The 17371-nt window shown below is 62.7% G+C and carries 18 protein-coding genes; 13 read left to right on the forward strand and 5 right to left on the reverse strand.

Going from position 1 to position 17371, the window contains the following annotated elements; translation table 11 throughout:
* Positions 1-3: 3 nt before the first annotated feature.
* From QOV41_RS01300 to QOV41_RS01315, 4 genes are read right to left on the reverse strand one after another with little or no spacing between them, the layout of a single operon-like run.
* Positions 4-162, reverse strand: a complete 159-nt coding sequence (locus tag QOV41_RS01300; RefSeq protein ID WP_284579002.1) for a YqaE/Pmp3 family membrane protein — start codon at positions 160-162, stop codon at positions 4-6.
* Positions 163-213: 51 nt separating this feature from the next.
* The gene (locus tag QOV41_RS01305) at positions 214-1062 is read right to left on the reverse strand and encodes a 23S rRNA (adenine(2030)-N(6))-methyltransferase RlmJ (RefSeq protein ID WP_284579004.1); all 849 of its coding nucleotides are present in this window, start codon (positions 1060-1062) and stop codon (positions 214-216) included.
* The gene (locus QOV41_RS01310; RefSeq protein WP_284579005.1) at positions 1059-1706 is read right to left on the reverse strand and encodes a LysE family translocator; all 648 of its coding nucleotides are present in this window, start codon (positions 1704-1706) and stop codon (positions 1059-1061) included. Before QOV41_RS01310 ends, QOV41_RS01305 begins: the two co-directional genes overlap by 4 nt.
* A gap of 27 nt (positions 1707-1733) precedes the next feature.
* On the reverse strand, positions 1734-2198 hold the full coding sequence (locus QOV41_RS01315) for an Lrp/AsnC family transcriptional regulator (RefSeq protein ID WP_284579007.1): 465 nt from the start codon (positions 2196-2198) through the stop codon (positions 1734-1736).
* Positions 2199-2326: 128 nt separating this feature from the next.
* Between QOV41_RS01315 and QOV41_RS01320 the strand changes: the two genes are divergently transcribed.
* The 9 genes from QOV41_RS01320 (at position 2327) to QOV41_RS01360 (ending at position 12849) form a co-directional block, all read left to right on the forward strand.
* Positions 2327-3550, forward strand: a complete 1224-nt coding sequence (locus QOV41_RS01320) for an argininosuccinate synthase (protein ID WP_284579009.1) — start codon at positions 2327-2329, stop codon at positions 3548-3550.
* Positions 3551-3681: 131 nt separating this feature from the next.
* Positions 3682-5811, forward strand: coding sequence for an EAL domain-containing protein (locus QOV41_RS01325; protein WP_284579010.1), 2130 nt, complete (start codon positions 3682-3684; stop codon positions 5809-5811).
* Between the two features lie 12 nt (positions 5812-5823).
* Entirely contained in the window at positions 5824-6441 is a 618-nt protein-coding gene (locus tag QOV41_RS01330; protein WP_284579012.1) for an RNA polymerase sigma factor, read from the forward strand.
* A 60-nt stretch (positions 6442-6501) separates the two neighbouring features.
* Positions 6502-6885, forward strand: a complete 384-nt coding sequence (locus tag QOV41_RS01335; protein ID WP_284579014.1) for a VOC family protein — start codon at positions 6502-6504, stop codon at positions 6883-6885.
* A 230-nt stretch (positions 6886-7115) separates the two neighbouring features.
* Positions 7116-8930 (forward strand): translational GTPase TypA, encoded by a 1815-nt coding sequence (typA, locus tag QOV41_RS01340; protein WP_284579015.1) that lies wholly within the window; start codon positions 7116-7118, stop codon positions 8928-8930.
* Between the two features lie 104 nt (positions 8931-9034).
* Entirely contained in the window at positions 9035-9643 is a 609-nt protein-coding gene (locus QOV41_RS01345) for a DedA family protein (protein ID WP_284579017.1), read from the forward strand.
* A 291-nt stretch (positions 9644-9934) separates the two neighbouring features.
* Positions 9935-10237 (forward strand): YggT family protein, encoded by a 303-nt coding sequence (locus QOV41_RS01350; protein ID WP_284579019.1) that lies wholly within the window; start codon positions 9935-9937, stop codon positions 10235-10237.
* A 4-nt stretch (positions 10238-10241) separates the two neighbouring features.
* A complete protein-coding gene (locus QOV41_RS01355) occupies positions 10242-10571 on the forward strand; it encodes a DUF167 family protein (protein WP_284579020.1) in 330 nt (109 codons plus the stop codon).
* Positions 10572-10704: 133 nt separating this feature from the next.
* A complete protein-coding gene (locus QOV41_RS01360) occupies positions 10705-12849 on the forward strand; it encodes a sodium-translocating pyrophosphatase (protein ID WP_284579022.1) in 2145 nt (714 codons plus the stop codon).
* Between the two features lie 66 nt (positions 12850-12915).
* Here the strand turns inward: QOV41_RS01360 and QOV41_RS01365 are convergent, their stop codons facing one another.
* A complete protein-coding gene (locus QOV41_RS01365; RefSeq protein WP_284579024.1) occupies positions 12916-14184 on the reverse strand; it encodes a cytochrome P450 in 1269 nt (422 codons plus the stop codon).
* A gap of 156 nt (positions 14185-14340) precedes the next feature.
* Here QOV41_RS01365 and QOV41_RS01370 point away from each other — a divergent pair, with 156 nt between their 5' ends.
* The 4 genes from QOV41_RS01370 to QOV41_RS01385 all read left to right on the forward strand — a co-directional run bounded on the left by QOV41_RS01370 (position 14341) and on the right by QOV41_RS01385 (position 17311).
* Positions 14341-15318: an ABC transporter substrate-binding protein gene (locus tag QOV41_RS01370; protein ID WP_284579026.1), complete on the forward strand. Its 978-nt coding sequence runs from the start codon at positions 14341-14343 to the stop codon at positions 15316-15318.
* 80 nt (positions 15319-15398) lie between these two features.
* Positions 15399-16091: an ABC transporter permease gene (locus QOV41_RS01375; protein ID WP_284579028.1), complete on the forward strand. Its 693-nt coding sequence runs from the start codon at positions 15399-15401 to the stop codon at positions 16089-16091.
* Positions 16088-16810, forward strand: a complete 723-nt coding sequence (locus QOV41_RS01380; RefSeq protein WP_284579030.1) for an ABC transporter ATP-binding protein — start codon at positions 16088-16090, stop codon at positions 16808-16810. Before QOV41_RS01375 ends, QOV41_RS01380 begins: the two co-directional genes overlap by 4 nt.
* 87 nt (positions 16811-16897) lie before the next feature.
* On the forward strand, positions 16898-17311 hold the full coding sequence (locus QOV41_RS01385) for a VOC family protein (RefSeq protein ID WP_284579031.1): 414 nt from the start codon (positions 16898-16900) through the stop codon (positions 17309-17311).
* The last annotated feature ends 60 nt before the right edge of the window (positions 17312-17371 follow it).

Raw genomic sequence — 17371 nt, forward strand, 5'->3', positions numbered from 1 at the left:
CTGCTATTTGCGCAGGATGACCCAGACGGCGTGGATGAGCCCGGGGAAATAGCCCAGCAGCGTCAAAAGGATGTTGAGCCAGAAGTGCAGCCCCAATCCCACCTGCAGGAACACCCCGATGGGTGGGATGATAACCGATAGGATGATGCGGAGGACGTCCATGGCTTGCTCCCAATGCTCAGGGAGAACAACGGGCAGCTCAGGGCAGAGTTCCTATTCGCCCGCCACCCACTCGATCCGGTAGCCGCCACGACCCTCTTCGGCAAGCCGCTCGGCAAGGGCGGGCAGCAGCACTTGCATTTCCCCTTCTAGCGCAAAGGGCGGGTTCACCACGATCATGCCGGTGCCGTGGAGGCGCGGCGGGGCGGACGGCGCGCGAATGGTGAGCTCAAGGCGGAGGATCTTGCCAATGTTGCTCGTGCGGAGGTCGGCCATGTAGGCCTCGACGTCGCGCGGTTCCTTGATGGGATACCAGAAGGCGTAGATACCGGTGGGCCAACGGCAATGCGCCTTGACCAAGGCCGCCGCCATGCGGGCGAACTCGCCCTTTTCCTCGAACGGCGGATCGACCAAGACAAGCCCGCGCTTTTCCTTGGGCGGCAAATGCGTGCCCATGGCGGCCCAGCCATCGAGGTGGGTGACGCGGGTTTGGATGTCGCCGGCGAAGTTCTCGCTGAGAGCCTCAGCATCCTGAGGGTGCAGCTCGAGGGCAAAGAGCCGGTCCTGTTCCCTCAAGAGCTGGCGGGTGAGCAGCGGGGAGCCGGGGTAGAAGCGCAGGGTGCCGTCTGAGTTCTGCGCCCGGACGGCCCTGAGGTAGGTCGCTGCGAGGTTACCAGCCTCGCCGGCCAAGCCCTCGGCGACGAGCCGCCCGATGCCGTCCACCCACTCGCCGGTGCGCCCGGCTTCGTCGCCCTGGAGGTCATAAAGGCCGATCCCGGCATGCGTATCAAGCACGCGAAACGGCGTTTCCTTGCGCTTCAAATATTCCAGTATCCGCACCAGGATCAGGTGCTTGACCACATCGGCGAAATTGCCGGCGTGAAAGGCGTGGCGATAGTTCACTTGCGGCCTTCGGCTAGGAGGATGGTGGCGGCAAAAGCCATGAACACCGCCGCGAAGCTCCAGTTGAGAAGCTTGCTGACCCAGGGGCGCTCCCGCAGGGTGGTGGTCAGCCACTCGGCGAACAAGACGATCGCGATCACCACTGGCAGCGAGACCAGCACGAATTCGGCGCCCAAGAACAGGAGCTTGCCGGCGGCGGCCGGATCGGCAGCCGAGACGAACTGGGGCAGGAAGGTCACGAAGAAGAGCGCGATCTTGGGATTAGTGAGGTTGATGCCCAAGCCCGTCATATAACTTTGGGCGAAGCTTGGCTGCTTGCCGGCGGCGCGGCTCACCAGCAGGCCGCCGCCGCTGCGAATGGCGCCGATAGCCAGCCACACGAGATAGAGCGCGCCCACGATCTTGAGGACCCAGAAGGCGGCGGGCGCGGTGACGATCAGAACCGAAATACCGAAGGCGACAAGGCTGGTGTGGATGGCGATGCCGGTCAGGGCTCCGAGCACCGTGGCAAAGCCATGCACCCGCCCCCAGTTCATGGTGCGTGAAATAAAGAGCGCCATGTCCGGTCCTGGAGTCACCGCCAGCACTAAGGCGGCCAGCGCGAAGGTGAGGATAACAGAGAGATCGGGGAGAAAGGCGGGCATGATCGTTCCGGCTTTGGGCCTCGCCGCCTAAAGGGGCAGCTCGTAGCTTCGCTTGATGGTTTCCATCGGGACGTCGGTCTTGACGCTCTGCACGCTTGGAATACGGGTCAATCGGTCCGATTGGAAGCGCCAATAGGCGTGGAGGTCCGCGGTGACGACGCGCATGATCGCATCGCATTCGCCCGTGGTGAGGTAACATTCCACCACTTCAGGGAAGCTGCGGACGGTCTCGGCGAACTGATGGGTGATGGCAGCATCCTGCGTCTTGAACCAGACTCGCACAAAAACCGTCAGGCCCGCGCCGACTTTGGCGCCGTTGAGTACGGCCACATAGCGATCGATTACGCCGGCTTCCTCGAGAAGCTTGACGCGCCGCAGGCAGGGGGAGGGCGAGAGCCCAACTTCATTTGCCAGCTCCACGTTGGAGATGCGACCATTGCGCTGGAGGGCCTTGAGGATGCGCCGGTCAATGGGATCAAGCTTGTCTGGCATTCCGAGCTTCTTCTGCGACACTCATTGGCATTATGTGCCAAGACCTGCTTCATTCCTGATGCATTTGCAAGATTGTTGCGTCGGCGCTGCTCTATCCTGTCGCCAGCTTGAAACCGGAACGGAACACCATGGCTAAAGACATCAAGAAGGTCGTGCTCGCCTATTCGGGCGGCCTCGACACCTCGATCATCCTCAAATGGCTGCAGGAAACCTATGAATGCGAGGTGGTGACCTTCACCGCCGATTTGGGGCAGGGCGAAGAGCTGGAGCCCGCCCGCAAGAAAGCCGAGATGCTGGGCATCAAGGAGATTCATATCGAGGATCTGCGCGAGGAGTTTGTCCGGGACTTCGTCTTCCCTATGTTCCGCGCCAATGCACTCTATGAGGGCGTCTACCTGCTCGGCACCTCGATTGCCCGGCCGCTGATTGCCAAACGCCTAGTCGAGATCGCGCAGGCCAGCGGCGCCGATGCGATTTCCCATGGCGCTACCGGCAAGGGCAATGACCAAGTCCGCTTCGAGCTCACCGCCAATGCGCTCGACCCTTCGATCAGGGTCATTGCGCCCTGGCGCGAGTGGGATCTGCGCTCGCGCACCAAGCTGCTCGAATATGCCGAGATGCACCAGATCCCGATCGCCAAGGACAAGCGCGGTGAAGCCCCGTTCTCGGTGGATTCCAATCTGCTGCACACCTCATCGGAAGGTCGCGTGCTGGAGGATCCCGGGGTCGAGGCGCCTGATTACGTCTACCAGCGCACGGTGGACCCTGAGCAGGCGCCCGGCGAAGCCGAATACATCACCATTGGCTTTGAGAAAGGTGATGCCATCTCGGTCAATGGCGATGCGCTTTCTCCGGCAGCGCTGCTCACCAAGCTCAACGAGCTGGGCGGCAAGCATGGCGTGGGGCGGCTCGACCTCGTCGAAAACCGCTTTGTCGGCATGAAGTCGCGCGGTGTCTATGAGACCCCCGGCGGCACCATTCTCCTCCACGCGCATCGGGGCATCGAGTCCATCACGCTCGATCGTGGCGCAGCCCATCTCAAGGACGAGATCATGCCGCGCTATGCCGAGATCATTTACAATGGCTTTTGGTATTCACCAGAACGCGAGATGCTGCAGGCGCTGATCGACAAATCCCAGGAGTTCGTTGCCGGCGAAGTGACGCTTAAGCTCTATAAGGGCTCGGCCAATGTGGTAGCGCGCACCTCGCCCAATACGCTCTATTCGGAAGACCTCGTGACCTTCGAAGAGGGCGCGGTGGCCTATGACCACAAGGATGCCGAGGGCTTCATCCGCCTCAACGGCCTGCGTCTCAAGACCTGGGCGGCGCGCAATCGCAAAGCTGGTCGGTAAGATCCTCTATGGAACGGTCCGGAGGGTTCCGGACCGTTTCGTGACTCTTGGATGACGCGCTTAACACGCTCTTAACACGATGCTCTTAGCCTCCCGTGGCGCCGTAATGCGGTGCCATGGGGGATGCAGCGGTGCGTGCACAAGATGCTGTCAGCGTAAGCGAAATGGCCGAGACGCTGCTACTCGATGCAGCGCTTGAGAATATCCCCAGCGGCTTTGTCGTCTGGTCGCCGCAGTTCCGTCTCGTGATGTGGAACAAGCACTGGCAGGACCTCTATGGCTTCTCAGACTCGGCCATAAAGCGGGGGATGAGCCTGGAAGAGGTGGTGGAACTCTCGGCCAAGCTCGGCAATCATCCCGGGCAGGACGCCACCACTTTCTACGAAAACTACACCGAGATTCTGCTCGCCAATAGGAGCGGTGCCCGGACCAAGTCCCAGGAGGTGCTCCGCGGCGGGCGCACCATTGAGACAGCGCTGATCTATTCGGAGGCGCTGGGCTGGATCGTCAGCCACGAGGACATCACCGACGAGATCGCGCGCACCGAAAATGTCGCCAAGCGGAAGCTCGAACTTGAGCGGCAGAATATCCGGCTCGACGCGGCGGTGAACAATATCTCCATTGGCCTTTGCATGTGCGACCCCAAGGGGCGGCTGGTCATCTGCAACGAGCCCTATGCGCGCATCTACAATTTGCCTTCGGCCCTGCTGCGGCCGGGAACGCAGCTCGAGGACATTCTCGCGCACCTTTTCGAGCAGGGAATGAGCGCGGGTTCGACTACCGAAGAGTATTTCGCCTGGCGCCGCGACGTGATCGCGCGCCGCGAATACGGCAAGAACATCCACGAGCTCAACGGCCGCACCATCATGATGCAGCATCATCCCATGAAGGATGGCGGCTGGGTCACCACCCACGAGGACATCACCGAGCAGCGGCAAAACGAGGCGCGTATCCGCCATCTGGCGCGGCATGATGCGCTCACCGATCTGCCCAACCGGATCGAATTTCTCGAACAGATGGCCAAAACCGAGGCCGGGCTGGCCCGCGGCGAGATGGCTGCGGTGCTTTATATCGATCTCGATCACTTCAAGGCGGTGAATGACACGCTCGGCCACGCCGTTGGCGACGAGGTCATCAAGCAGGCGTCCGCCCGCCTTTGGGGGACGACGCGCGAAACCGACGTGCTGGCGCGGCTGGGTGGTGATGAATTCGCCCTGTTGTTGCGGCCCATCGAGAGCGCTGCCGACGCGGCCAAGGTGGCCGACCGCATCATCAAGGCCATGTGCGCGCCCATGAATATTGGCGGGCAGCAGGTCGAGATCGGCGCCAGCGTCGGCATTGCTGTTGGGCCCGGCGACGGCGTGAAGACCGATACCCTGGTCAAGAATGCCGATCTGGCGCTCTACAAGGCCAAGAGCGAAGGACGCTCGACCTACCATTTCTTCGAGGCGGGCATGGACGCGGATCTCCAGCAGCGCCGGTCCATCGAGGCGGGCTTGCGCCTCGCACTGGCGCGGGGCGAGTTGCGCCTCGTGTTCCAGCCCCTGCTGGGCCTGCCGGAGGATCGCATCACCTGCGTCGAAGCGTTGTTGCGCTGGGACCATGATGACCGCACCATCTCGCCCAATGAGTTTATCCCCATCGCCGAGGAAACCGGGCTGATCGTGGCCATTGGGGAATGGGTGCTGCGCGAGGCCTGTCAGACCGCCGTTACCTGGCCCGACGATGTGCGGGTGGCGGTCAATCTCTCACCCATTCAGTTCAAGAATCGCGATCTGGTCGGCGTCGTGCAGGCAGCGCTGAGCGACGCGGGATTGGCTCCGACGCGGCTGGAACTCGAGATCACCGAATCCCTGCTGCTCGCCGAGAACGAGACGACGCTCAAGGCGCTGCATGATCTGCGTGCAATGGGGGTGCGCATCTCCATGGATGATTTCGGCACCGGCTATTCATCGCTGAGCTATTTGCGATCTTTCCCCTTCGACAAGATCAAGATCGACCGCTCGTTCATGGCAGACCTCACCAGCCGTGATGATAGCCAAGCCATCATCAAGGCCATCATCGGGCTGGGCCAATCGCTGGGCATGACGACCACGACCGAGGGCGTCGAAACCGCAGAGCAACTGGCGCTGGTACGCGAGCATGGTGCCTCGGAAGTGCAAGGTTTCCTCTTCTCCCCGCCGCTGCCGCCCGGTGCCCTGGCCAACCTCCTCCATTCTGACGCCGCCAAGGCCCAGACGACCGGCAAGAAGGCCAGCTGAAGGCGCTTGTGGGTGGCGCGGAGGTCTGACACCTTCAACCCCATGCGCACCCAGCTCTACACCCAACTCCTCGCAATTGCCTGCCGGCATGCCGGTCCGTTAGCCGCGGAAGACGTGGTGCAAGACGCCATGGTTGCAGCGGTCCGTGCAGGTCGCATGGACCTCGCCAAACCCGGAACGGCGCGGTGGCTTACCGGCGTAGTGCGCAACCGCGCACGCATGACGGCTCGCTCCAGTTGGCGGCGGCAGATGCGGGAAACGCGATGGCAGGCCGATGACGTTGCTGAAGCCGAGCGCGATGGACATGAGGCCGATCAGATCTTTGCCGGCTTATCCAAGCCCCTTCGGGTGGTGGCCGCCTTGACCCTTACTGGGCACAACCGGCGAGAGATCGCCCATCTCTTGAGCTTGTCCGACGCCGCGCTGCGGCAGCGGATCAAAAGCCTCAAGAGACACATGGCGCACAAGGGACTAGCCGCTCCCGACGAGTTGCGGGGCCTCCATCTCGATCTCGCCTATGGGCGCATACGCGATGCGCTTTCTGCAGCGCTCAAGCAGCAGGACGCCTTTCTTGGTAGCCATGATCCGGACGGGCACCTTTTTCTGGTCCGCCGCTCACAAAAAGGCTGATCACGGCAATGATCATCTGGGCCGCAGCAAGCGGCCGATCTCCGCGAGGGAAAAATCTCCATGGGCTTAAAGCCGAAAAGCGCCAGCATTGTCTTCTACGTCAGCGACATTGCACGCACCGAAAACTTCTACAGCAGCACCCTGGGACTGGATCTTGAACGCATGGAGGGCGCCGAGCCCTTCTGGCTGCAAGGTCGGCTCGATAATGGGCTGGAGCTGATCTTTTTCGAGATGGACGGAGTGCGCGGCAACACGCCCGCCCTCATATTCGACGTCACCGAAGGCGGCATCGACGACATTGTCGCCGAACTCGCCGAGAAGGGTGTCACCATCGTTACCCCGGTATCCGAGGCTCCCGGAGGGTGGAGCGCCGACTTCCTGGACCCCGATGGCTTTGGCCTAGGGCTTTGGCAATCTGGTGAACTGCCGCGAACCCACAGGTAGCAGCCGCCCTGGGCAGGCCGAGCTCCGGTCCGGCTTGCCCTAACGGAGACGTGCAACCCACCCCTGCGCCTGCGGGGATTGTGAGATTGCCCGTCTTCCTGTAAGGACCGCGACAAATTGCACCAGCCTGCCTTGAGCGGTTGGCGTTCACCATTTCCTGCATGGTCCAGCCGTTTGCAGCCGCACTCGCGGTTCCCGGCCGTGGATCATGCCAAAGAGGCCGGTTTCCTATGTCCTTGCGCAATATCGCCATCATCGCCCACGTTGACCACGGCAAGACCACGCTGATCGACGTTTTGCTCAAGCAATCCGGTTCCTTCCGCGAGAACGAGCGCGTTGAAGAACGCGCGATGGACAGCAACGATATCGAGCGCGAGCGCGGTATCACCATTCTGGCCAAGGTCACTTCGCTGATGTGGAACGACACCCGCATCAATATCGTCGACACCCCCGGACACGCCGACTTCGGCGGCGAAGTGGAACGCATCCTCTCGATGGTCGACGGCGTGGTGATCCTGGTGGACGCTGCCGAAGGCCCGATGCCGCAGACCAAGTTCGTGCTCGGCAAGGCGCTGGCCCAGGGCCTGCGCCCAATCGTTGCTATCAACAAGATCGACAAGTCCGACGAGCGGCACCTCGAAGTACTCGAGGAGATCTTCGACCTCTTCATCGCCCTTGATGCTTCCCCTGAACAGCTCGATTTCCCGGTCCTCTACGGTTCGGCAAAGCAGGGCTGGATGGCGCTCGAGCCCGAAGGTCCGAAGGAAACGCTCGCCCCGCTGCTCGATAAGGTGGTCGAGCACGTGCCAGAGCCGACCGTCGAAGAAGGCGCCTTCCGCATGCTCGTGACCACCATCGAGCGCAACCCGTTCCTGGGTCGTATTTTGACCGGTCGTATCACTTCGGGCACGGTCAAAGCGAACGATGCCATCCACACCCTCAACCGTGAGGGCAAGGAAGTCGAAAAGGGCCGCATCTCCAAGGTGCTGGCCTTCCGTGGCCTCGAGCGTACCCCGGTCGACCAGGGCGAAGCGGGCGACATCGTCGCCATTGCCGGTCTTGTCACCTCCACGGTGGCCGACACGCTGTGTGCCACCTCGGTGACGCAGCCGATCGCCTCCAAGCCCATCGATCCCCCGACCCTGTCGGTCACCTTCCGCATCAATGACGGCCCCCTGGCCGGCCGCGAAGGCGACAAGGTGCAGTCGCGCGTCATCCGCGAGCGCCTGATGCGCGAAGCCGAGGGCAACGTCGCTATCCGCGTCACCCCCGGCGATGACAATGACAGCTATGACGTGGCCGGCCGTGGCGAATTGCAGCTGGCGGTTCTGATCGAGAACATGCGCCGCGAAGGGTTCGAGCTGACCATCGGTCGCCCCAAGGTGCTGTTCAAGGAAGAGAACGGCCAGCGCCTCGAGCCCATCGAGGAAGTGATCATCGACGTCGATGACGAGCACACCGGCACGGTCGTGCAGAAGCTCACCGAGCGCAAGGGCGAGCTGACCGACATGCGCCCCTCGGGCGTGGGCCGCACCCGTATTCAGTTGCTGGTCCCCACCCGCTCGCTGATCGGCTACCAGCCTGAACTCTTGAGCGATACGCGCGGCACGGCAATCTTCAACCGCCTGTTCCACTCCTTCGTGCCGTTCAAGGGCGAACTGCCCACCCGCCGCACCGGCGTCCTGATTTCCAACGGCACCGGCCAGTCCGTGGCCTTTGCGCTGTGGAACCTGGAAGACCGTGGCGCCATCATGATCGACGCTGGCGTCGACATCTATGAAGGCATGATCATCGGCGAGCACTCCCGCGAGAATGACCTCGAGGTCAACGCGCTCAAGGGCAAGCAGCTTACCAATATCCGCACGACGTCCAAGGATGAAGCGGTGCGCCTGACCACGCCCAAGAAGCTGACGCTGGAGCAGTCGCTGGGCTATATCGCCGAAGACGAATATGTCGAGGTGACCCCCAAGTCGATCCGCCTGCGCAAGATCTGGCTGGACCCCAACGACCGCAAGCGCATGAGCCGCGCCTCCAAGTCGGCTTAATCCCAACTAGCCTCCCCCTGAAAGGGGGAGGTATCTCACGGGGTGTGGCAGGAATTGCTCGCCCCACGCTTCTCCGCCCGACAGAGGGTCTCTGGAGGCGCCGCATGAGCGACTGGATCATCAGCACCATCGAGGCGACCGGGTATACCGGCATTTTTCTCCTCATGGTCCTCGAGAACGTCTTCCCCCCCATACCCTCGGAACTGATCATGCCCTTTGCCGGCTATGTCGCGGCCAATGGGCAACTCAATATCTACGGAGTACTTCTGGCCGGAACGCTAGGATCGCTCTTGGGTACCTCGATCTGGTATTTCGCCGCGCGGCTCTTGGGCATTCACCGCTTTACCTGGCTCTGCAACAGGTTGGGGCGGGTGGCGACCATCAGCGAGGACGATATCGACCAGGCAGTGCACTGGTTTAATAAGTATGGACCAGCGGCCGTGTTCCTGGGCCGTCTCGTTCCCGCCATCCGCACGCTGATTTCGGTGCCGGCGGGTCTGGCCGCGATGCCATTTGGCAAATTCCTCCTGATCTCCTCGGCCGGAACGCTGCTCTGGACTGCGTTGCTGACCGCTGCCGGCCTCCTGCTGCATGAAAACTATCACGCCGTGGAAGCCTGGGTGGACCCGGTCTCGACCGGTGTCGTGGTCTTGGCCGTCGTGATCTATATCTATCGCTTCGCCACCTGGAAGCCGATCAAGGACATCGGCTGAGCGTTTCCTCGCGCTGCATTCGCATTTTGCGAAAGCCTCGCATTCTGCGAGGCGCTTCCATGGTGCAAAATGCATGAATTTACCGGCGCTTAATCTCTGCCCCAGCGTTTGCGGGCACCTCGGTCTGGCACGCATTCTGCACTGGTAGTGGTGTCCGGAGTTCTATGTTGCGTACCGGATGTCAGTCATTGGCCTCGCTTCGTGCGACCGAAGCGGGGCCTGTGCTTGTCAGGCTTGTGGGTGGGCATCCCAACCACTAGATAGTCCAGCAGTATTCAACCGGAGACGCCCATGCGCGCCGTGCTCGACATCATCCTTTTGATCCTCCAGCTGTACTGGTGGGTCGTGCTGGCCATGATCATCATGAGCTGGCTGATCTCGTTCAACGTGATCAATACGCGCAACCAGTTCGTGGCGTCGCTCTGGCGCATCCTCAACCAGTTGACCGATCCGGTTCTGGGTCCGATCCGGCGGATGATGCCGAACTTTTCTGGGCTCGATATCAGCCCGATTATCCTGTTCATCATCATCTTCTTTATCCAGCAGATCATTGGCTATTACCTTTATCCGGCGGTAATCCGCGCCGGCATCTGAGGCCTTGGACACTGCCAAGTGTTACCGGCTCAGCCCCGAGGGGCTGAGCCTTTTTGTTCGGGTAACGCCTAATGCCGGGCGCGACGCCATTGAAGGCGTCGAAAAGCGAGACGACGGCAGCGTCGTGCTGCGGGTTCGGGTCAAGGCCGTGCCCGACAAGGGCAGGGCGAACGCCGCCGTGGTGAGCCTGCTCGCCAAACTTCTGGGGCTGGCGAAATCGGATCTCAGCGTCGCCGCGGGGGAGACGGCCCGCCTCAAGACCATTGCTGTCCGGGGCGACGGCGGAGCCCTTGCCGCCAAGCTGAGGGCATACTGCGACAATTCACCGCAATAGCCATTGCCTCGCGCCCCAATCCAGCTAATCATCGGCGCTGGAGGGGCTCGATAGGAGGGTGGTGCCAAGCCGATTGGAGGATCGGTCCGCATCGCGCGAGCCCCGGAGGAAACACCGGTTAGGGGCATATCTCATGAGTTTGGCACTCTGGCTGATCGTCGCATGCGGCGCTCTGTCCATCGTATATGGCGTTGTTACCACCAAGGGGCTGATGGCGGCCGATGCCGGCACGCCGCGAATGCAGGAGATTTCGGCGGCCGTGCGCGAGGGGGCCTCGGCCTATCTCAAGCGGCAATACACCACGATCGGCATCGTGGGGGCGGTGATCTTGATCGCCGCCTTTTTCCTTTTGGGCATCTATGCCGCGATCGGCTTTCTCTTGGGAGCCGTGCTCTCGGGCGCGGCCGGTTTCATCGGGATGAACGTGTCGGTGCGGGCCAATGTGCGCGTGGCGCAGGCGGCGACATCCTCACTCGCGCGCGGGCTCGACCTCGCCTTCAAGTCGGGTGCCGTCACCGGCATGCTGGTGGCAGGGCTGGGGCTCCTGGGCGTGACGCTCTATTTCATCGTGCTCGTGCAGTTCCTGGGCTTTGACCCGATCAGCCGCACGGTGATCGACGGCCTTGTGGCGTTGAGCTTTGGCGCTTCGCTGATTTCCATCTTTGCCCGGCTCGGCGGCGGCATCTTCACCAAGGGAGCCGATGTGGGCGGCGACATGGTGGGCAAGGTGGAGGCGGGCATTCCCGAGGACGACCCGCGCAACCCCGCGACCATTGCGGACAATGTGGGCGATAATGTCGGGGACTGCGCCGGCATGGCGGCCGACCTTTTCGAGACCTATGTGGTGACCATCGTCGCCACCATGGTGCTGGCTGCCATCATCCTGCCCGAGCCGGTCAAGCTCATCGGCATGGTGCTGCCACTCGCGATCGGCGGCGCCTGCGTGGTGACCTCGATCATCGGCACCTATTTCGTCAAGCTGGGGCCTAGCAACAACATCATGGGCGCGCTCTACAAGGGCGTCATCGCGACGGGTGTCTTGTCGTTGGTGGCGCTGTTGCCGGTGCTGTGGCTGATGTTTGGCGACATGAACCTTGCCATCGTGGCGAGCGACCACACCTTCACCCCCTGGGGCCTTTTCTGGTGCGGCGCGGTTGGCCTTGTCATCACCGGGCTCATCATCGTCATCACCGAATACTATACCGGCACCAATCGGCGGCCGGTCAATTCCATTGCCGAGGCCTCGGTCACCGGTCACGGCACCAACGTGATCCAGGGACTCGCAGTTAGCCTCGAGTCCACTGCACTACCGGCGCTGGTGATCATTGCCGGAATTATCGTCACCTATTCGCTGGCTGGGCTCTTCGGGATCGCCGTTGCCGTTGCGACCATGCTGGCGCTGGCCGGCATCATCGTGGCGCTCGACGCCTTTGGGCCGGTGACCGACAATGCGGGCGGCATCGCCGAAATGGCCGGTCTGCCCGAAGAAGTGCGGCACAATACCGACGCACTCGATGCGGTGGGCAACACCACCAAGGCCGTAACCAAGGGCTATGCCATTGGTTCGGCCGGCTTGGGTGCGCTGGTGCTCTTTGCTGCTTATACGCAGGACCTCATCTACTTCGCCGCGCTTCCCAATGCACCGGCGATCTTTGCCGGCATGGGCAATCTGACCTTCTCGCTGGCCGATCCTTATGTGGTGGTGGGCCTGCTGTTCGGCGGGCTGCTGCCCTTCCTCTTTGGGGGCATGAGCATGACCGCGGTGGGGCGCGCCGCGCAGTCCGTCGTGGTGGAGGTTCGCCGTCAGTTCAAGGCCGATCCGGGGATCATGGCGGGCACCTCGAAGCCGGACTATGCGCGGGCCGTGGACATGCTGACCAAAGCGGCGATCCGCGAGATGATCGTCCCCTCGCTGTTGCCGGTGCTCAGTCCCATCCTCGTCTTCTTCCTCATCAACTGGATTGCCGGCCCGGCAGCCGGGTTCTCGGCGCTGGGTGCCATGCTGATGGGCGTCATTGTGACCGGGCTCTTTGTGGCCATTTCCATGACCGCCGGCGGCGGCGCCTGGGACAACGCCAAAAAGAGCTTCGAGGATGGGTTTACCGACAGCCACGGCGTCACCCATTACAAGGGCGGTGACGCGCACAAGGCCTCGGTCACCGGCGACACCGTCGGCGACCCCTACAAGGACACCGCCGGCCCGGCGGTCAATCCGATGATCAAGATCACCAATATCGTCGCACTGCTGCTGCTCGCGGTGCTGGCGCATTGGGGGTGAGTGGCAGCGCTCCAGCTGCAATGAGGAGGCCCGGAGAAAGCGGGCCTTCTTCACTACAGGTCAGCCTCAGCCTTCCGTAGCCCGTCGCACATTCCGCATTCGAAAGCCTTGCTTCGGCCGGGTTGGCAGGCGGTCGCGGGGGAGGGCGAGGTCCTGCTCGGGCACCTCGTAGCGCATCTCCCGGGTGAGAAGGCGAATGGCGCTGGTCATCATGCCCACGGTCAGCCGCTCGCCCGGGCAGCGGTGGTCGACATGGGCGTCGCCAGCGCCCTGTGGCATGAAGCGGAAGTCCTGGTCGCGCCAGCTATGCGCCCGTTCGGGGCGAAGGCTCTCGGGGTCGGGATAGAGAAGAGGGTCGCGGTTGGTGCTGAAAAGATCGAGCAGCACCCACTGGCCTGTGGGATAGCTCTTGCCGCACCAGGTGAAAGGGACCTTGGCGACGCCGCCGATAACCGGGAAAAACGGATAGATGCGTCGCACTTCCTCGGCAAAGGGCTCCATCATGGCATCGTCGCCGGCAGCGAAGCGGTCAGCCCATTGCCGGTGCTCGTTGAGCGCCATGCCGCAATAGAGCACCCAGCGTCCGATCGCCACGATGGGGCGCAGGAGATTGATCAGCTCGACACTGGCGATGGTCTTGGGCAGGAACTTGCCGTCGCGATCACGATGGGTGGCGATGGCCACAGCCGGCGCATCATAGGGCAGATCGAGGGTGCCGTTGCGGATGCGCTCTATACAGCGCTCCAACTGCCGCTCCGTGCCCGAGCGTCGTGCCAGTTCGCGCCACATGCGCGGTCCGACTTTGCCGGCGTTTTCGACCATGCCGACGAGGCGGCCACACATGTCCTCGTCGTCGAGTTCGCTCAAGGGCAGCCCGGCCCACTCCCAAGCCGCCCGGGTCAGCACCAGATTGGAGGCACTGAAGAGTTCCATCTCCCCCTGCCGCTCCCAGCCGGTGAGCGCCTCGCGCCAGTGCCGTTCGAACAGCTGCACCATGCGATCGGGCGCACTATCCATCAGCAGGGCCGTAAAGAGCGCCTTGCGGTGCCGGTGCGCCACGCCGTCCAGAGATTGCACGCTGCCCTTGTCCTGCAACAGACGAAGCGTCGTGGGTGGCATGGCGCCCTTCCGGGTGAAGAGCCCCTTGCCGTAAAAAAGCTGGGCGGCCTTGGCGCCGCGCAGACACAGCACCGGGCGCAGCATCAGTCGAGTTTCAAAGCCGTCACTGCCCAAGTGTTGGCAGCGATTACCGATGAAATCATAGCCCTCGCGCAAGAGGCTGACGGTGTTGTCGAAGCCTGATGCCTTGGGCACGGGTGCGGGATCATGAGCCATGCCCCGGCAACGTGGAGACTGGATGCTTGTTCCCCCGACTACGGGCGGTGAAGAGCGAGCTGCGAGAAGCACGGCTTTGTGCCTGACAGGGAGGGTAGCATCCGAGCCGGAGGAGTGCTTAATGGCAGCGAAACTCCCCCGATCCGGAGCAATGCCGTGCGCCTCCTCGCCTCTCTTCTCGCCCTGCTGGTGTCCATCAGCCCCGTTGCTGCAGCGGAAGAACAGCTGACGCTGACGGTGGGCGTCCAGGAATCGGGCACGGTGCAATGGGAAATCGAAACCATCCAAGCGCGTGGCCTTGATGCCGAACATGGGCTGGACCTCCAGATCCGGCCGCTGGCCGATAGCCGTGCGGGGCAGATTGCGCTCCAGGCCGGCGCTGCCGATGTGATCTTGTCCGATTTTGTCTGGGTGAGCCTGCAGCGTGAGGCCGGCAACGAAGTTGCCATGGTGCCCCATTCCCTAGCCGTTGGTGGGTTGATGGTGCCAGCGGATGGCGATTTGACTGAGCTGACCGATCTGGCGGGGCGCACGATCGGAATTGCCGGCGGTCCAGTCGACAAGAGCTGGGTGATCCTCCAGGCCTATTACAACAAGCAGACCGGCGAGGTGCTGGCCGAAGATGTGCGGGCCAATTTCGGGGCACCGCCTCTGATCAACGAACTCCTCGCCAATGGCGGGGTCGATGCGGCGCTTAATTTTTGGCAGTGGAATGCCCGGGCCAAGGCGGCGGGCGCCACCGAACTGGTTTCGGTCGCAACTATGCTCGAGGAACTGGGTGTCGACGAGCAGCCGCCCCTCCTGGGCTGGACGTTCTCCAAAGATACGGCCCAAACCAAACAGGAGGCCCTGACCGCATTCCTCGATGCATCCTTCGCCGCCAAGCGAACCCTTCTTGAGGATGACGATACCTGGGAAGCGCTCCGCCCGCTGATGGGCGCCGAGGCGGACGACGCCCTTTTCACTCAATTGCGGGACGATTATCGCGCTGGCATTGTCGCGCAGTATGATCCCGGCGCCATGCAAGCGGCCGAGGACGCCTTTGCGCTCCTGGCGGCGTTTGGCGGTAGTGAACTGGTGGGGGAGGCCGAAACACTGGCTCCCGGCACCTTCTGGCCGGGCTACAGCAAATAGGCTCCTCAAGTTCCAGCCATGAGGCGAAGGGCAGGGCGCTCGAAGCGCTTTCGCTGCCGCTGCTGCTTGCCCTCTGGCAGGTGTTGGCCCTTATTTTCGCCCATCGCCTGTTTCCCACACCCCTGGCCGTTGCCCTGGAGATGTGGGATGCGGCGAGCTCCGGGCCGCTGCTGGCAGATTTGAGCAAGACCCTCCTCCGGGCCGGTACCGCCTTCCTGGTCGCTATGGTGGTCGGCACAGTGTTGGGGATCGTCCTGGGCCGGGTGCGGTGGCTCGACCGCCTGTTCTCGGGCTGGCTGCTGGTGGGTCTCAACGTGCCGGCCATCGTCACCGCCATCGTGCTCTATATCTGGCTGGGACTAACCGAGTTCGCGCTGATCCTGGCGGTGACGATCAACAAACTGCCGCTGGTCACCGCCACCATCAGGGAAGGTGTCCGCAGTTTTGCCACCGACTACGACGAGCTGGGTACGGTGTTTCGCATGTCACTGGTGCGGCGGCTGCGGCTGATCTTCCTGCCCCAATTGCTGCCCTTTCTGTTGGCCGCAGCCCGCACCGGGCTCTCGCTGATCTGGAAGATCGTGCTGGTCTTTGAAGTGCTGGGCAGTGACGGCGGTGTGGGGTATCGGGTGGCGGTGATGTTCCAGTTCTTCGATATCGCCGGCATCCTGGCCTACACCACAGCCTTTATCCTAGTGGTACTGGCCTTTGAATATGGGGCCCTGCGGCCGCTGGAGCGACGGGTGTTGCGTTGGCGACCAGCCCAGAGTTGAGCATCGATATTGCTGAAAAGCTTTTCCCCGGTGCGGCGGAGCCGCTCTTTGCCGATGTGCGGTTGACCGTGGTGCCGGGAAGCGTCGTGGCGATAGTGGGCCCATCGGGGATCGGCAAATCCACTCTGCTGCGCATGGTGGCCGGCATCGATGGCGATTTTACCGGAAGCATCAGGGTTGGCGGTGTTCTGGCCCGGGAGGCGCCGCCACCCGGCTTCGTGTTTCAGGATGCCCGGCTGCTGCCCTGGCTCTCCGCTGGCGAGAATATCCGCGCGGCAGCTCCGACGATTTCTGCGGAAGACGCAGGAGCGGCCCTGCGCTTGGTCGGGTTGGGCGATGCCGCCCATCTCTATCCGTACCAGCTCTCGGGCGGCATGCAGCGCCGCGTCGCCATTGCGCGGGCTTTGGCCGTCAACGCCCGCCTCTTGCTGCTCGACGAGCCTTTCGTGTCGCTCGACCGGGTGCTGCTGGGAGAAATCCAGCAGCTCTTCAGCCAGGTGGTCGCCGAGAGCCGCCCGACCGTCTTGTTCGTGTCGCACCTCACCGATGACGCAGCCCGGCTTGCCGACCGCGCCATCCTGCTCGACCATCGGCCAGCAGACATCATTGCCGATCTCGCGTTCGAGGTGCCGCCGAGGGAACGCAATGCCGCCTGCGTTGCCGGCTATCGCGCCCAATTGGATCGGCACTTTGGCGGCGGTGCTGTGGTCGAGCCCTAACTCCCGGGCACATCGTCTGCGGCAACACGCTTGCTCGCCCCCTCACTTGCGGCTCTAATCACGCAAGACCAGCAACGAGACCCGATCATGCGTTCCTTGTTTCACCTCGCCTACCACGTCACCGATCTCGATGCCGCCCGCCGGTTCTATGGTGACGTCCTTGGCTGCGCCGAGGGTCGCAGCACCGACACTTGGGTGGACTTCGACTTCTTTGGCCACCAGATTTCGCTGCATCTGGGCAAACCCTTCGAGACCACCCGCACCGGCAAGGTTGGCGACCACATGGTGCTGATGCCGCATCTGGGTGTGGTTCTGCCGCTGAACGAATGGCTGGAATTGTCCGACAGGCTCGAGGGCAAGGGCGTGGCGTTTGACATTCCCCCGGTCGTCCGCTTTGCCGGCGAGCCAGGTGAACAGCGCACCATGTTCTTCCGAGATCCGAGCGGCAATCCCATTGAGGTCAAGGGTTTTGCGGACTTCGAGGGCGTCTTCGCGCGCTGAGCATTTCCGGAACGAAAAGAGCTCCGCAGGTAACCCGGCGGAGCTCGATTGGCTGAAGCA

The organism is Devosia sp. RR2S18 (assembly GCF_030177755.1).
In the GTDB taxonomy this organism is placed as follows: domain Bacteria; phylum Pseudomonadota; class Alphaproteobacteria; order Rhizobiales; family Devosiaceae; genus Devosia; species Devosia rhizosphaerae.

Bases quoted from the DNA above. Each gene is read 5' to 3' on its own strand.
- QOV41_RS01365 (WP_284579024.1), bottom strand. From the start codon at position 14,184: ATGGCTCATGATCCCGCACCCGTGCCCAAGGCATCAGGCTTCGACAAC.
- QOV41_RS01385 (WP_284579031.1), top strand. From the start codon at position 16,898: ATGCGTTCCTTGTTTCACCTCGCCTACCACGTCACCGATCTCGATGCC.
- QOV41_RS01350 (WP_284579019.1), top strand. From the start codon at position 9,935: ATGCGCGCCGTGCTCGACATCATCCTTTTGATCCTCCAGCTGTACTGG.
- QOV41_RS01320 (WP_284579009.1), top strand. From the start codon at position 2,327: ATGGCTAAAGACATCAAGAAGGTCGTGCTCGCCTATTCGGGCGGCCTC.
- QOV41_RS01360 (WP_284579022.1), top strand. From the start codon at position 10,705: ATGAGTTTGGCACTCTGGCTGATCGTCGCATGCGGCGCTCTGTCCATC.
- QOV41_RS01310 (WP_284579005.1), bottom strand. From the start codon at position 1,706: ATGCCCGCCTTTCTCCCCGATCTCTCTGTTATCCTCACCTTCGCGCTG.
- typA (WP_284579015.1), top strand. From the start codon at position 7,116: ATGTCCTTGCGCAATATCGCCATCATCGCCCACGTTGACCACGGCAAG.
- QOV41_RS01300 (WP_284579002.1), bottom strand. From the start codon at position 162: ATGGACGTCCTCCGCATCATCCTATCGGTTATCATCCCACCCATCGGG.
- QOV41_RS01335 (WP_284579014.1), top strand. From the start codon at position 6,502: ATGGGCTTAAAGCCGAAAAGCGCCAGCATTGTCTTCTACGTCAGCGAC.
- QOV41_RS01315 (WP_284579007.1), bottom strand. From the start codon at position 2,198: ATGCCAGACAAGCTTGATCCCATTGACCGGCGCATCCTCAAGGCCCTC.
- QOV41_RS01345 (WP_284579017.1), top strand. From the start codon at position 9,035: ATGAGCGACTGGATCATCAGCACCATCGAGGCGACCGGGTATACCGGC.